This window comes from Streptomyces sp. CNQ085 (genome assembly GCF_022614595.1).
GTDB lineage: Bacteria > Actinomycetota > Actinomycetes > Streptomycetales > Streptomycetaceae > Streptomyces.
Map to the genome: position 1 here is coordinate 84,389 of NZ_JAJFAU010000002.1, position 14,092 is coordinate 98,480.

Here is a 14,092-nt window from a genome sequence, read left to right on the forward strand (position 1 = left end):
CCGCCGGGCCGTTCCGTACGGCCCGGCGGGAAACGGTGCGCCGTGCGCTCCTCTCACCCCCACGGGGCGGCTACCGCGCGTGAGCGGTCACCTCACGGGGGTGAAGTCCCGTGCGCCGAGGAAGTCCGGGCGCGGGACGGGCGCCGCGAATGGCTCCACCGCGGTGTTCTCCACGCTGTTGAAGACGATGAAGACGTTGCTCCGCGGGTAGGGGGTGATGTTGTCCCCGGAGCCGTGCATGCAGTTGCAGTCGAACCAGGTCGCCGAACCGGGCTTGCCCGTGAACAGGCGGATGCCGTGCTCACCGGCCAGCCGGGTCAGCGCCTCGTCGGACGGCGTGCCCGCGTCCTGCATCTGCAGGGACTTCTTGTAGTTGTCCTTCGGTGTGGCGCCCTCGCAGCCGAGGAACGTACGGTGCGAACCGGGCATGATCATCAGGGCGCCGTTGGTCTCGTAGTTCTCGGTCAGGGCGATCGAGACGGAGACCGTCCGCATGTTCGGCAGACCGTCCTCGGCGTGCCAGGTCTCGAAGTCGGAGTGCCAGTAGAACCCCGAGGCCCCGAAGCCCGGCTTGACGTTGATCCGGCTCTGGTGGACGTACACGTCCGAGCCCAGGATCTGACGGGCGCGGCCCACCACCCGCGGGTCCCTCACCAGACCGGCGAAGACCTCGCTGATCTTGTGGACCTCGAAGACGGAGCGGATCTCCTGGGACTTCGGCTCCACGATCGAACGCTCGTCCGCCCGGACCAGCGGGTCCGAGACCAGCCGGTTCAGCTCCCGGTTGTAGATCTCCACCTCATCGGGGGTGATGAGCTGGTCGATCGCCAGGAAGCCGTCCCGGTCGAAGGACTCCAGGTCCGCGGTCTCGATCGGCCCCGGGGTGCCGGGAGCGGACCACACCGTGGGGTCCTGCCGGGGGGTGAGCACCTCGGAGGCGCCCCGGGTCGGATAGAGGTCTGCGGTGCGTTCGGGTGCGGTGGTCATGGTTCTGCCTTCCTCTCCTCATCGTGCGGCCCTGTACCCGCGTATGGCCGCTTCGCTGCGGGTTCTCTCGCCAGGGCCTCCCGTGTGGTCTCGGCTGACGTCCGGTTCGGTGAGCAGGGGGTAGACGCCGTTCTCGTCGTGGTCCTCGCGGCCGGTGACCGGCGGGTTGAAGACGCAGACGCAACGGAAATCCGTCTTGGGACGAAGTGTGTGCTTCTCGTGCCCGTCCAGCAAGTACATGGTGCCGGGGGTGATCCAGTGCTTCTCGCCGGTCTCGTCGTTGGTGAGCTCGGCCTCGCCCTCCACGCAGAGGACGGCCTCCACGTGGTTGGCGTACCACATCGAGGTCTCCGTGCCCGCGTAGAGCACGGTCTCGTGCAGCGAGAAGCCCACACGCTCCTTCGCGAGCACGATCCTCTTGCTCTCCCAGGTGCCGGAGGCGGACCTGACGTGGCGGTCGGTGTCCTCGATTTCCTGTAGCGATCGGACGATCACGGTGAAGTGGTGCCTTTCCGGTCAGAGGCCCATCCGCGGAAAAGCCTGCGGGATGGGCCATTCGGGTGGTGCGTGCGGCGACCGGACGTCCCCGGCGCCGGAACGGGCGCCGGGGACGGGCGGTGCCGCGGGTGTCAGGCGGTCTCGCGGACCGCGCGGGCCAGGGTGCGCAGGCCCTCGTCCAGCTCCTCGGGGGAGATCGTCAGCGCCGGAAGCAGCTTGACGACCTCGCTCTCGGGGCCGGAGGTCTCGATGAGCAGTCCGAGTTCGAAGGCGCGGGAGGCCACGGAGCCGGCACGGGCCTTGTCGTGGAACTCCATGCCCCACACCAGGCCGCGGCCTCGGACGTCGACCACCTCCTCGGGGTGCTCGGCGGCGATGGCGCGCAGAGCGGCCTCGACCTGCTCGCCGCGTGCGAGCGTCTGCTTCTCCATCTGCCCGTCGGCCCAGTAGGTATTCAGGGTGGCCGCGGCGGTGACGAAGGCGGGGTTGTTGCCGCGGAAGGTGCCGTTGTGCTCGCCGGGCTCCCACACGTCCAGCTCGGGCCGGAACAGCGTCAGCGCCATCGGCAGCCCGTAACCGCTGATCGACTTGGACACCGTGATGATGTCGGGCGTGATCCCGGCCTCCTCGAAGGAGAAGAAGGCGCCGGTGCGGCCGCAGCCCATCTGGATGTCGTCGACGATCAGCAGCATGTCCTGGCGCTCGCACAGGTCGGCCAGGGCGCGCAGCCACTCGGCCCGGGCGACGTTGATGCCGCCCTCGCCCTGCACGGTCTCGACGATCACGGCGGCCGGCCGGTTCAGGCCGGAGCCGGAGTCCTCCAGCAGGCGCTCGAACCACAGGAAGTCCTCGACCTTGCCGTCGAGGTAGCGGTCGAACGGCATCGGGGTGCCGTGCACCAGGGGGACGCCGGCGCCGGCGCGCTTGAAGGCGTTGCCGGTCACCGCCAGGGAGCCCAGGGACATGCCGTGGAAGGCGTTGGTGAAGGAGACGATCGACTCCCGGCCCTTGACCTTGCGGGCCAGCTTCAGGGCCGCCTCGACGGCGTTGGTGCCGGTCGGGCCGGGGAACATCACCTTGTGGTCCAGGCCGCGCGGCTGCAGGACCACCTTCTGGAAGGTCTCCAGGAAGGCGCGCTTGGCGGTGGTGGACATGTCCAGGCCGTGAGTGACGCCGTCGCGCTCCAGGTAGTCCAGCAGGGCGCGTTTGAGGACCGGGTTGTTGTGCCCGTAGTTCAGTGACCCGGCGCCTGCGAAGAAGTCGAGGAACGCGTGGCCGTCCTCGTCGTACATGTGGCTTCCGCGCGCCCGGTCGAAGACGGTGGGCCAGCCGCGGCAGTAACTGCGCACCTCGGATTCGAGGGTCTGGAAGATGCTCAGGTCGGGCTGGGTGATGGTCACAGCGATCTCCTGGGAGATGGATTGCGGGAGGAGTGAGAAGTCTTCAGGGCGCCGGGGCGCGGTGCGGCGCGCCGCGCGGCGGTCAGCCGCCGGCGGCGGCTGGTGCGGTCGCTGCGGAGGCCAGGGTGGGAACGGGCCCGATCCGGTACAGCACCTCGGGCTCGTGCCCCTCCTCCGGGAACAGCGCGCCCTCGAAGAGGACCTCGCGCCGCACCGGTGCGCCGTGGCGCTCCGCGTAGGAGGTGAACAGTCGGTTGGAGGCGGTGTTGTCAGGGGTGATCGTCGTCTCGATACCGTCGATCCCCAGTTCCCCGGCGGCGCGGGTGGTCAGCCCGTCGAGCATCGCCGCGGCGAGGCCGCGTCCGCGCTGCCCGTGGTCGACGGCGACCTGCCAGACGACCAGGGTCCGCGGGTGCTGCGGCCGGACGTAGCCGGTTATGAAACCAACCGGCTCACCGTCGCCGTCGCGTGCCACCACCGAGGTGGCGGCGAAGTCGCGGCACCACAGGAGGTAGCTGTAGGAGGAGTTGAGGTCGAGGACCCGGGAGTCGCGCGCGATCCGCCAGATCGCTGCGCCGTCCTCCACGCGGGGCGCGTCGAGCTTCAGTCCCTCCGGCATTTCGATGGTCTTTCTGTGGGCACCTGCATGGTCTGCTTGTGCGGCGGTCATGCAAATCCAATTTACCCAGAGCGAAGTCAAATCACATCGAGGTCAGGGGTTACGCGGACTCGCTTCATATGTTATCGCGCGTAGGTGCGCACGCGCACGAAGGGTGAGACGTTATGCCTGGTATGCCCCGTATTTTCCGGGCAAAAGGGAAGTGGTGTTGAGTCCGTCACAGATCCATAACAAGCGTGGAACGTGTCCGAAATACGCGGTTCGCCGATGTCGAATCTTAGTGTTTAAGGACCGCGTGAGCGGGCATAAGTGCATGGGATTCTATCCAGATAGAATGCCCGTAAATTCATCTTCGATTCATGGAAGATACCCCAGTGAAACCGGATCGTGAGGTTCTTCGGGGAACTCGGCGGAAGCTCCGCGTCTGCGGACGCTCCGCCCCGCGGGTTCGGTGCGCGGCGTCCGCGTGCTCCCGTGCGCGCGGTCGGAGCCCGTCCGGGCCGGCGTCAGCATCCGCTCCAGCTCGGCGATGCCGCGTGAGGTCTGGCTCTTGACGGTGCCGACCGAGATGCCCAGGGCGCGGGCGGTCTCCCTCTCCGACAGGTCGAAGGCGTGTCGCAGCACGACGCAGGCCCGCTTGCGCAGCGGCAGCCGGGCGAGCGCCTCGCGCACGTCCCACGTCCGGATCGTCGGCACGGTCGGGCCGCTGGGACCAGAACAGGGCGATCCGGCGGCGCTCGCGCGACAGGCCGCGCAGCCGGGTACGCGCCATGGAGGCGACCACGCTCCGCGTGTACGCCGACGGATGTCCGTCCGCGCGCACGCTCTCCCATCGGCGCCACACCGCGACAAGTGCGTCGGCGGCGAGGTCGTCGGCTCCCTCGGGATCGCCCAGGAGCAGACAGGCGAGGCGTGACAGACCGGCGTAGTGCCGGTCGAAGAAGGCATGGAACTCTTCGGCGGGGGCGTCCACGCGACCTCCTCAGGGCTGATGGGTCCTGCGAAGCGGTGCACCACGACCCCCTGCGGCTGCGTGAGCGTAACAGGGGACTCGTACAGTGCGGCATATGAGCGAGCGCGGGAATTTCCACATCCGGGGACGGGTCCTGACCGGGCCCGGCCCCGACGACGTCCGGGACGAGATGTGGGTCGTGGACGGGCGGATCACCTACGGGCGGCCCACCGGGCCGCTGGAGACGGTCACGGTCGAGGGCTGGGTGCTGCCCGGGTTGGTGGACGCGCACTGCCACGTCGGACTCGACGCCCACGGCGCCGTCGACGAGGTCGTCAGCGAGAAGCAGGCGCTCACCGACCGCGACGCCGGGACGCTGCTCATCCGGGACGCCGGGTCGGCGGCCGACACCCGGTGGATCGACGGCCGCGAGGACCTGCCGCGCATCATCCGGGCCGGCCGCCACATCGCCCGCACCAGGCGCTACATCCGCAACTACGCCCACGAGATCGAGCCCGGGGACCTGGTGGCCTACGTGCGGCGCGAGGCGCGGCGCGGCGACGGCTGGGTCAAGCTCGTCGGCGACTGGATAGACCGCGAGCGGGGCGATCTGGCCGCCTGCTGGCCGCGCGGCGCGGTGGAGGCCGCCATCGCCGCCGCCCACGAGGAGGGCGCGCGGGTCACGGCCCACTGCTTCGCCGAGGAATCACTGCGCGACCTGGTGGAGGCCGGGATCGACTGCGTCGAGCACGCCACCGGTCTGACCGAGGAGACCATCCCGCTCTTCGCCGAGCGGGGCGTAGCCATCGTCCCCACCCTGGTCAACATCGCGACCTTCCCCCGGCTGGCCGAGAGCGGCGAGAAGAGGTTCCCCCGCTGGGCCGACCACATGCGGCGGCTCCACGAGCGCCGCTACGACACCGTGCGCGCGGCGTACGACGCGGGCATCCCGGTCTTCGTCGGCACGGACGCGGGCGGCTCGCTGCCGCACGGGCTGGTCGCCGACGAGGTCGCGGAGCTGGTGGCGGCGGGCATCCCGCCGGTGGACGCCCTGTCCGCGACCACCTGGGCGGCCCGCGCCTGGCTGGGGCGTCCGGGGCTGGAGGAGGGTGCCGAGGCGGACCTGGTGGTGTACGAGGCGGACCCGCGGGCCGACGTACGGGTGCTGGCCGCGCCGCGGGCGGTGCTGCTCAGGGGGCGCCCCGTCAGGTGAGGGGTGTGTGCCGCGCCTGCCCGCGTCGCAGAGGGGGAGAGAAGCACCCAGGATTCGCGAATCGAAAACTGCACCTGGTGTGACTCTTTCGAGTGAACTAACGCTTTGTATTCACTCTTTCGCTCTACGTGGATCAACAATGGCGTGGTCTCAGTCACCGGTGCGGACGATGTCCCCTGTTGGCCGCCGGTGACGTCATGTAATCCGTGGGGGTTTCACCTGTGAACAAGTCTGTCTGCGGCCTGCTCGCCGCCGCTCTGGTGGGGGTCACCGCCGCGCCCGCGAACGCCGACGAGGGCTCGGCGAGCGCGGCCGTACTCCGGGCGAACCTGGAGGTCTCCCTGCTCAAGGGCGGCGCCGCCGTACCGCTGGACATCGAGCTCAACTCGGTCAAGGCTCCCAGGAGCGCCGACGAGACCCTGCTGGAAGCCCGGGTGGACGGTGCGCACGACGGAAAGCCGTTCACGGTGATGGACGCGGAGGCCGCCACCTCGAGGGCGACGGTGGAGGAGGGGAAGGCCGAGGGGTACTCCAACCTGACCGAGGCCAAGGTGTACCTGCCCGGAACGGCGAAGAGGATCCTTGGTACGAAGCCGCTCGTCCATGTCGAGAAGGTCACCTCCGAGGCCGTGTGCGAAGCCGGTGCCGAACCGGCCGCGCGGTCCCTGTTCGTCGGCGAGGTCAGGGTGCTCGGCAAGAAGGTCGCGGTGACGGCCGGCGGCACCACCTCGGTCCGGGTGGACGGTGTGGGCACGGTCGAGCTGAAGCCGGCCGAGACCGTGACCACCAGCCGTACGGCCGCCGCCACCGCGCTGAGGCTGGACATCGCGGTGGACCCGGCGAACCTGGGCGTGGCCGGGGTCAGGGGCCGGGTGACGCTGGTGGAGGCGGCCTGCGAGACGCCCGGCGGCGAGGGAGGCGGCAACGGCGGCTCCACTGGTTCCACCGGTTCCACCGACGGCGGTTCCACCGAGGGCTCCGGCACCGGCGGCTCCACCGATGGTTCCACCGGGGGCTCGACCGGTGGCGACAGCGGCTCGGCCGGTTCCTCCGGCTCCGCCGGCGGCGAGGAGAACGACCCACAGCCGCAGACCGGTCCGCAGCCGTCCGGCGGGAAGCCCGACGGCAGTCTCGCCGAGACCGGCGGCAGTTCGGCCACGCCGTACATCGCCGGCGGGGCCCTGGCGCTCGTCGCCGCGGGCGGCGGGCTGCTGATGCTGCGCCGCCGCCGTGCCTCCGGCACGGCCGACGCCTGACCCGACCGCTGCCGGGTCCGCCCGGCGGCGGGAACGGCGGCGGGAACCCCGAGCGGGAACCCGCCGCCGTTTCGCGTGTCAGCGCACCCCGAGAGCGGCCAGCGTTCGCACCAGGCGGTCCGTCGTCGCCCGGTCGCGCACCGCCATCCGCAGCCACCGCGCGTCCAGACCGGGGAAGGTGTCCCCGCGGCGTACCGCGATGCCCTCCGCGCGCAGCCGCTCCCGCAGCCCGGCGGCGTCCGCGTGCCGCACCAGGACGAAGGGCGCCCGCGGGTCCGCGGTCGCCCGCCCCAGCTCGCCGAACTCCGCGAGCCGGCCGAGCAGATGGGCCCGGTCGGCGGCGGTCCGCTGTGCCGCCCGCTCCGCCTCGGCCAGTGCCGCCGGCTCGCAGCACGCCTCGGCCGCGGTGAGCGCGGGGGAGGAGACCGGCCACAGCGGCTGGTGCCGCGCCAGTTCGGCGACGGTATCCGGGTCGGAGAGCAGATAGCCGATGCGCAGTCCCGCCAGCCCCCAGGTCTTGGTCAGGCTGCGCAGCACCACGGTGCGGCCCGGAAGGTCCGTCACCAGCCCCGCCAGGGACTCGCGCTCGCCCGGTACCGCGTCGATGAACGCCTCGTCCACCACCAGCGTCCGGCCCGGCCGCGCCAGCGCCGCCAGGGCCGGGGCCGGGTGCAGTACGGAGGTGGGGTTGGTCGGGTTGCCGACGACCACCGCGGCGGCCCCGGCCGGAACGCGTGCGGGGTCGAGGCGGAAGCCGTCACGTTCGCCCAGGACGACGCGCTCCACCCGGTGGCCCGCGTCCAGCAGGGCGGCCTCAGGCTCGGTGAACTGAGGGTGTACCACGACCGGGCCGCAGGCGCGCCAGGCGTCCGAGCCGGGCGGGGGCAGGAACCGGGCGAGCAGGACGAACGCCTCCGCCGCACCCGCCGTCAGCAGCACGCACTCCCGGGGCAGCCCGTGTCGGGCCGCCACCGCCCGCCGCGCCGCCCGCCCGTCGGGGTAGGCGGCCAGCGAGCCGAGCGAGGCGGCCACTCGTTCCCTCAGCCACGCGGGAGGCGTGCCGGCGCGGACGTTGACCGCGAGGTCCACCAGGTCCGCGCCGGCGCCGCGCACCTCCGCGTCACCGTGGTGGCGCAGGTCGTACGCGGTGTGCGGGGGCCGTGGGGGACCCAGGGGTTCAGTGAGCGTGCGCATGGCCGCCGTTGTGGTGATGGTGGTGCCCGTGGCCGTCGTCGTCCGGGTGGTGGTGGGGGCGCTGGGGCATGCCCACCTTGTCCTCGAAGCCGGGCAGCGCGATGCGGTAGACGCATGAATCGCAGTTCATCCTCAGGTCGCCCTCGACGGCCTCGGTGTAGCGCTCCCAGACCAGCTCCGCCAACTCGTCGGTGGGGCCTATGACGCCGGCGCTGAGCACCTCGGTCTCCGGGTGCGCCGCGGCCCAGCTCCCGGTCTGTGCCCGCACCCGGTCCGGCAGGATGCCGGTGAACAGGAAGTACGGCAGCACCACGATCCGGCGGGCCCCCAGCGCCCGGCAGCGGTCCAGGCCGGCGGGTACGTCGGGGGCGGCGAGCGAGACGAACGCCGTCTCCACGCCCGCGTAGCCGCGCCCCTCCCACAGCAGCCGGGCCGCCTTGTGCACCTCGGCGTTGGCGTCCGGGTCGGTGGAGCCGCGGCCCACCAGCAGTACCGTGGTGCCGGCGCGGTCGGCGCCGCCCGCCGCGCGCAGCGCCTCGTCCGTCCGGCGCTCCAGCACGTTCAGCAGCGACGGATGGGGGCCGAGGGGGCGGCCGTAGGCGTAGGCGGTGCCGGGGTGGCGCTGCTTCTCGCGGGCCAGGGCGGCGGGGATGTCGCCCTTGGCGTGTCCGGCCGAGACCAGCATCAGTGGGACGGCGGCGAATTTCCGCACGCCCCGCCCGGTCAGTTCGGCGACGGCGTCGGCGAGCGGGGGCGGGGACAGTTCGATGAAACCTCCCGAGACGGGGAGGCCGGGCCGCCGCTCGCCGAGGTCGCGCACGAAGGAGCGGAACGCCTCGGCGCCGGCGTCGTCACGGGTGCCGTGGCCGACGAGGAGCAGGGCGGGCGGGCTGGTCACTGGGTCTTCTCCTTGGTGGTGCCGGAGCCGGCGCCGGGGACGGCGCCGACGTGCTGTGCGGCGGTGGCAGGGGTGTACAGAAGGGCGTTGAGGGCGGCCGCGGCCACCGCGCTGCCGCCCTTCTCCGAGACGTTGCTGACGGCGGGCAGACCGCTGGCGCGCAGTGCCGCCTTGCTCTCGGCCGCGCCGACGAAGCCGACGGGCAGGCCGACGACCAGAGCGGGGTCCGCGTCCAGGGAGAGCAGTTCGAACAGTGCGGTGGGCGCGCAGCCGACCACCCACACCGCGCCCGGTCCGACCTGCTCGTAGGCCAGCCGCACCGCGTGCGCGGAGCGGGTCAGTCCGTCTCCGGCACGGGCGTCGGAGAGCCGGCACACCGTCTCGCGCCGGGTGATCCCGGCGGCGACCATCTCGACGTCCGTCACGACCGGCGCACCGGCGCGCAGGGCGGTGTGCGCGGCGTGCAGTGCGCTCTCGTCGGTTACCAGGTCCTCGGCGTACGCCGGATCGGCGCTGGAGTGGATCACCCGCTCCACCACGGCCCGGGTCAGCGGCGGCAGGCGGGAGGTGTCCAGCCGCGAGCGCAGGATGCGGTACGACTCCTCCTCGATGGGATGGACGGTGCGGGGCGCGGAAGGTGTCACGATGGCTCCTGAGGGGCGCGTACGGGGATCTCCTCGACGGCGTCGACCGGGCACACCTCGACGCACTCCAGGCAGCCGGTGCACAGTTCGGCCCGCACCAGCAGAGTGCCGCCCAGCGGACGTATCGCGTGGACCGGACAGGTCAGCAGGCAGGCGCCGCAGCCCGCGCAGCGCGAGGTGACGGCGACGGGCGCGGTCACCGGGTCTCCTGCCAGCGGTAGCCGCGCGGGGTGACCATGCGGCCGGCCACGGTACGGGTGGCGGTGTTGCCGACGGTCACCACCGTCATCATGTCCACCGTGGCCGGATCGAGCGCGCCGAGCGTGGTCACGGTGGCGCGCTCGCCGGGGCGCGAGGCGTTGCGCACCACCCCGGCCGGGGTGTGCGGGGGGCGGTGCCCGGCCAGCAGGGCGAGCGCCTTGGGAAGCTGCCAGTCGCGGCCCCGGCTACGGGGGTTGTAGAAGGTCACCACCAGATCGGACTCGGCCGCGGCCCGGACCCGGCGCTCGATCATCTCCCAGGGCGTGTGCAGGTCCGACAGGCTGATCGAGACGTGGTCGTGGCCCAGCGGCGCGCCCAGCAGCGCGGCGGCGGCGAGCGCCGCGGTGACGCCGGGGACGCCGACCACGTCGATGTCGGCGGAGGCCTCGGCCAGGGCGGGCGAGGCCATCGCGTACACCCCCGCGTCGCCGCTGCCGATCAGCGCCACCGCGTGGCCGGCGCGGGCCTCGGCCACGGCGGTGCGGGCGCGCTCCTCCTCCGCGCCGAGACCGGATTCCAGCACCCGGGTGCCCGGCCGCAGCAGATCGCGGATCTGATCCACGTACTGGTCGAGGCCGACGACCACCGAGGCGCGGCGCAGTTCGTCGCGGGCGCGCGGGGTGAGCAGGTCGCGGGCGCCGGGCCCGAGCCCGACGACGGCCAGCCGCCCGCGGAGCCGCCGCCGCGCCACGGCGCAGGTCGCCATCGCGGGCCGTCCCCCGGGAGCGGACTTCCGTTTGGGCACGACCAGTTCGGCGCCCTCGCCGCAGGCGAGCAGCGCGGCCGCCTCCGCCACGCTCGGGGTGCCCACGGCGGCCAGCGGTGCGTCGGAGGGGTGGGGCACGGGCACGACGGCCAGCTCCTCGGCGGAGTATGTCCGCAGCGGCACGCCCAGACGCCGGGCCGCCTCCACGAGGCCCTCCTCGTCGGCCTTGGCCTCGACGGTGGCCAGCTCCGAGACGGACCGCGGCGACAGACCGGCGTCGGCCAGGGACCGTTCGATCAGGGCGGTGACCTCCTCGGTGGGCGCTCCCCGGCTGGCGCCGACGCCGACGGCGAGGGTCGGTGGGCGCAGGACGGCCGTGCGGTCGCCGGGCCGTACCGTGCGGTCGGTGACCAGCAGGGCGTACCCGCTGTCCGCACTTCCCCCAGCACCCGGTTCGTCACTCCCGGTCGTGTTGTCGGTGGCATCGGTTACGTTGGGTGGCAGTGCGGGGAGGGGGAGGGCACGATGACGCACCAGACGGACGGGCTCGCCGTCGAGGACGGCCCGCGACACCGCCGCGACAGCGCCCTCGACGGGCAGGCCGAGGGTGTCCAGACCGGGGACGCCCGCGGCGTCGGTGGCGGTGGTGACGACGGGACGGCAGCCGGGCAGGACCTCGGCCACCGCGTGCGCCAGATCGTTCGCGCCGCCCGCGTGGCCGCCCAGCAGTGCCACGGCGTACCGCTGGGCCTCGTCCACGCACACCACGCCCGGATCGTCGGCCTTGCCGCCCAGCAGTGGGGCGATCAGGCGCACGGTCGCGCCGGTGGCGAGGAAGCAGACGAGGCGGTCGCACTCGGTGAAGGCGCGGGTGACCGCCTCGCGGACGGTGCCGGTGCCGGTGCCGTAGACGCGGACGGCCCCCGGCCAGGCGGCCGCCAGGCGGTCGCGGGCGCGCCGCCCCGCGGCGGTGGCGGAGACGAGGCCGATCAGACCGGCCGGGGCGTTCGGGGCGTTCACGAGGATGCTCCTTCGGTGCCGGGGCGGATGCCCCACAGGACGAAGACGGGGTTGCCGGCCGCCAGCCGCATCACCTCGCCGGGCAGGGGGGCCAGCCGGGAGGACTGCAGCAGCACGCCGTCGGCGGCGAGGCCGGCGGCGCCGAGCGCGGCGCGCACCGCCGGCACACGGTCCAGCGCGGCGAGCGTGACGACGACCGTGCGGCGGGCGCGGAGCGCGCAGGCCGACACGATCGCCTCCAGCTCCCGCCCCCCGCCGCCGACGAACACGGCGTCGGGCTCGGGCAGCCCGGCGAGGACGCCGGGTGCCGCGCCGTGCACGGTCTGGAGGTCCACGCCGTGGGCCGCGGCGTTGGCGCGGCAGCGTTCGGCGCCGTCGGCGGTGCGTTCCACGGCGACGGCCGCCGCGCCCAGGCGGGCGCACTCCACCGCGACGGAGCCGGAGCCCGCGCCGACGTCCCAGACCAGGTCGCCCGGGCGTGGCCCGAGCCGGGCCAGTGCCAGCGCCCGCACCTCGTACTTGGTGATCATCGAGTCGCGGTGCGCGAAGGCGTCCTCCGGCAGCGCCCAGCCGGCGCCCGCCCGCCGCGGCCCGGCGAGCGTCAGGGGCCCGGGGGCCAGGGCGTGGCGGGTGTCCAGGCACAGCACCACGCTGACCTCGCCGGGCCAGGTGCGGGAGGCGGCCTCGGCGGGGGAGAGGCGTTCGACGAGCTCGTCCGCCGTGCCCAGCGCGCTCGCCACCACCAGGGTGCGCGGCAGCCCCGCGGCGGCCAGGGCGGCGCCCAGCTCGGCGGGTCCCGCGCCGGGCCCGGTGAGCACGGCGGTCTTGGGGTGCGCACGGCAGACGTTGACGGCGGTGCGCGAGTCGCGCCCGTGCGCGCTGACCACGGCGGCGTCGTCCCACGGCAGTCCGGCGCGGGCGAAGGCCACCGCGACGGACGGCGCGGTGGGCCGTACGTCCAGGGCCTCGGGGCCGAAGCGTTCGGCGAGCGAGCGGACGATCCCGAAGAATCCGGGGTCACCGGAGGCGAGCACCACCACCGGCCCGCCGTCCTCGGACAGCTGGCGTTCGACGGCGTCCAGCGCCGGGGCGAGTGGCCCCAGGACCACGCGCCGCACCCCGGGGGGAGGGGCGGCCGCCTCCAGATGGCGGCGGGCGCCCACGGCCAGCCGGACCTTCCGCCAGGACAGCGTGCCGAGCCCGGAGGAGTCCGCCCCCGTGCCCGTGCCCGTGCCCACGACCGTGATCACGGCAGCAGCCCCCCGCCGTCGGAGCACAGGGCGACCACGGTGCGGCCGGTGAAGTCCACCATGGCCGCCTCCGCGGTGATCCGGCGGTCGGTGAAGCGCTCCAGCACGTCCACCACTCGCCGGCACAGCTCCGGCGCGGCCGTCTGCAGCAACCCCGCCGCGTCCCACAGCTCGTACGCGTGGCGGGCGGTGTTCGCCGCCGCGACCTCGGCAGCCAGCGCGTCCGCGCCGCCCACCGCGCGGGTGACGTCGGCCAGGACGGAGGTGTCCACCTTCGACCGCGTGTAGTGCGTCATCAGCACCCCGGAGGCCAGCTTGGTCAGCTTTCCCACCATGCCCACGAACACCACCCGGTCCACGCCGTGCTCCACCGCCCGCCGCAGCGCGGCGCCGGTGAAGTCGCCGACCTCGATGAAGCACACCGGCGGCAGCCCGGGCAGCAGCTCCATGGCGCCCTTCTCGGTGCGTCCGCCGGTGCACAGCACCACGGCCGGGGCGCCCTGCGCCGCGGCCACCGACACCGCCTGCTCCACGCTCGCCCGCCACGAGGCCGTCGAGAACGGCCGGACGATCCCGGTCGTCCCCAGGATGGAGATGCCGCCGAGGATGCCGAGCCGGGCGTTGGTGGTCCTGCGGGCGCGCTTCTCGCCGTCGGGCACGCTGATGGTGACGTCCACGCCGCGCTCCGCGGTGTCGACGACCTCGCCCACGGCCTGGCTGATCATGGCGCGGGGCACCGGGTTGATCGCCGGGCCGCCCACCTCCAGACCGAGCCCCGGCCGGGTGACGACGCCGACGCCGACGCCGCCGTGCAGTTCGATGCCCGGCTCGCTCCGCCAGCTCACCGTGGCGGTCAGCCGCGAGCCGTGGGTGACGTCCGGGTCGTCGCCCGCGTCCTTGACCACCACCGCCTCGGTGCGGCCCGGCCGCAGCTCGGCCGAGCGCTCCACGGCGAAGGTCACCCGCCGCCCCGAGGGCAGCGCGACCTCCACCCACGGCTGAGGTTCGCCGGTGACCAGATGCAGCGCGGCGGCGCGGGCCGCCGCCGAGGCGCAGGTGCCGGTCGTCCAGCCGGTGCGCAGTGCCTTCGGGCGCTGCTTGGCGGTACGCGGCAGGTCCGGCTCCCGCAGCTCCGGCGCCCGGGCGGGCCCGTGCTCCGGCTCCTCACCCACGGCCGGCCGCCTCCCGGCCGGC

Annotated in this window: 13 protein-coding genes and 1 pseudogene; 2 read left to right on the forward strand and 12 right to left on the reverse strand. The window is 73.5% G+C overall.

Annotated elements, in window-relative coordinates; translation table 11 throughout:
* Positions 1 to 87 precede the first annotated feature (87 nt).
* The 5 genes and pseudogenes from thpD to LJ221_RS01095 all read right to left on the reverse strand — a co-directional run bounded on the left by thpD (position 88) and on the right by LJ221_RS01095 (position 4,477).
* Positions 88 to 987 carry an ectoine hydroxylase gene (gene thpD / locus LJ221_RS01075; protein WP_241712862.1) on the reverse strand — a complete coding sequence of 300 codons (900 nt, stop codon included), beginning with the start codon at positions 985 to 987 and terminating at the stop codon, positions 88 to 90.
* Positions 988 to 1,005: 18 nt separating this feature from the next.
* On the reverse strand, positions 1,006 to 1,482 hold the full coding sequence (locus LJ221_RS01080) for an ectoine synthase (RefSeq protein WP_241712864.1): 477 nt from the start codon (positions 1,480 to 1,482) through the stop codon (positions 1,006 to 1,008).
* A 134-nt stretch (positions 1,483 to 1,616) separates the two neighbouring features.
* Positions 1,617 to 2,885 (reverse strand): diaminobutyrate--2-oxoglutarate transaminase, encoded by a 1,269-nt coding sequence (gene ectB / locus LJ221_RS01085; RefSeq protein WP_241712866.1) that lies wholly within the window; start codon positions 2,883 to 2,885, stop codon positions 1,617 to 1,619.
* A gap of 82 nt (positions 2,886 to 2,967) precedes the next feature.
* The gene (ectA, locus tag LJ221_RS01090) at positions 2,968 to 3,504 is read right to left on the reverse strand and encodes a diaminobutyrate acetyltransferase (protein WP_241712868.1); all 537 of its coding nucleotides are present in this window, start codon (positions 3,502 to 3,504) and stop codon (positions 2,968 to 2,970) included.
* Between the two features lie 357 nt (positions 3,505 to 3,861).
* Positions 3,862 to 4,477 (reverse strand): annotated as a pseudogene (locus LJ221_RS01095) (SigE family RNA polymerase sigma factor).
* A 94-nt stretch (positions 4,478 to 4,571) separates the two neighbouring features.
* On the opposite strand from LJ221_RS01095, the gene LJ221_RS01100 reads away from it, so the two are divergent.
* A complete protein-coding gene (locus tag LJ221_RS01100; protein ID WP_241712870.1) occupies positions 4,572 to 5,669 on the forward strand; it encodes an amidohydrolase family protein in 1,098 nt (365 codons plus the stop codon).
* Between the two features lie 221 nt (positions 5,670 to 5,890).
* A complete protein-coding gene (locus LJ221_RS01105; RefSeq protein ID WP_241712872.1) occupies positions 5,891 to 6,925 on the forward strand; it encodes an SCO1860 family LAETG-anchored protein in 1,035 nt (344 codons plus the stop codon).
* A gap of 78 nt (positions 6,926 to 7,003) precedes the next feature.
* Here LJ221_RS01105 and cobC read toward each other — a convergent pair whose 3' ends face one another.
* The 7 genes from cobC to LJ221_RS01140 are packed head-to-tail and all read right to left on the reverse strand — an operon-like array spanning position 7,004 to position 14,070.
* Complete coding sequence (gene cobC / locus LJ221_RS01110; protein ID WP_241712874.1) at positions 7,004 to 8,119, reverse strand: Rv2231c family pyridoxal phosphate-dependent protein CobC; 1,116 nt, start codon at positions 8,117 to 8,119, stop codon at positions 7,004 to 7,006.
* Positions 8,103 to 9,017, reverse strand: coding sequence for a sirohydrochlorin chelatase (locus LJ221_RS01115; protein ID WP_241712876.1), 915 nt, complete (start codon positions 9,015 to 9,017; stop codon positions 8,103 to 8,105). Before LJ221_RS01115 ends, cobC begins: the two co-directional genes overlap by 17 nt.
* Positions 9,014 to 9,661: a precorrin-8X methylmutase gene (locus tag LJ221_RS01120; RefSeq protein ID WP_241712878.1), complete on the reverse strand. Its 648-nt coding sequence runs from the start codon at positions 9,659 to 9,661 to the stop codon at positions 9,014 to 9,016. Before LJ221_RS01120 ends, LJ221_RS01115 begins: the two co-directional genes overlap by 4 nt.
* Positions 9,658 to 9,861: a DUF362 domain-containing protein gene (locus LJ221_RS01125; RefSeq protein ID WP_241712879.1), complete on the reverse strand. Its 204-nt coding sequence runs from the start codon at positions 9,859 to 9,861 to the stop codon at positions 9,658 to 9,660. The genes LJ221_RS01120 and LJ221_RS01125 overlap by 4 nt, the downstream gene beginning before the upstream one ends.
* Complete coding sequence (cobJ, locus tag LJ221_RS01130; protein WP_241712904.1) at positions 9,858 to 11,621, reverse strand: precorrin-3B C(17)-methyltransferase; 1,764 nt, start codon at positions 11,619 to 11,621, stop codon at positions 9,858 to 9,860. Before cobJ ends, LJ221_RS01125 begins: the two co-directional genes overlap by 4 nt.
* Before the next feature lie 23 nt (positions 11,622 to 11,644).
* On the reverse strand, positions 11,645 to 12,898 hold the full coding sequence (gene cbiE / locus LJ221_RS01135) for a precorrin-6y C5,15-methyltransferase (decarboxylating) subunit CbiE (protein ID WP_241712882.1): 1,254 nt from the start codon (positions 12,896 to 12,898) through the stop codon (positions 11,645 to 11,647).
* Positions 12,895 to 14,070, reverse strand: a complete 1,176-nt coding sequence (locus LJ221_RS01140; RefSeq protein ID WP_241712906.1) for a cobalt-precorrin-5B (C(1))-methyltransferase — start codon at positions 14,068 to 14,070, stop codon at positions 12,895 to 12,897. Before LJ221_RS01140 ends, cbiE begins: the two co-directional genes overlap by 4 nt.
* Between the last annotated feature and the right edge of the window lie 22 nt (positions 14,071 to 14,092).

Coding starts and splice junctions, on each gene's coding strand:
- thpD (WP_241712862.1), bottom strand. CDS start 987: ATGACCACCGCACCCGAACGCACCGCAGACCTCTATCCGACCCGGGGC.
- ectA (WP_241712868.1), bottom strand. CDS start 3,504: ATGCCGGAGGGACTGAAGCTCGACGCGCCCCGCGTGGAGGACGGCGCA.
- LJ221_RS01100 (WP_241712870.1), top strand. CDS start 4,572: ATGAGCGAGCGCGGGAATTTCCACATCCGGGGACGGGTCCTGACCGGG.
- cobC (WP_241712874.1), bottom strand. CDS start 8,119: ATGCGCACGCTCACTGAACCCCTGGGTCCCCCACGGCCCCCGCACACC.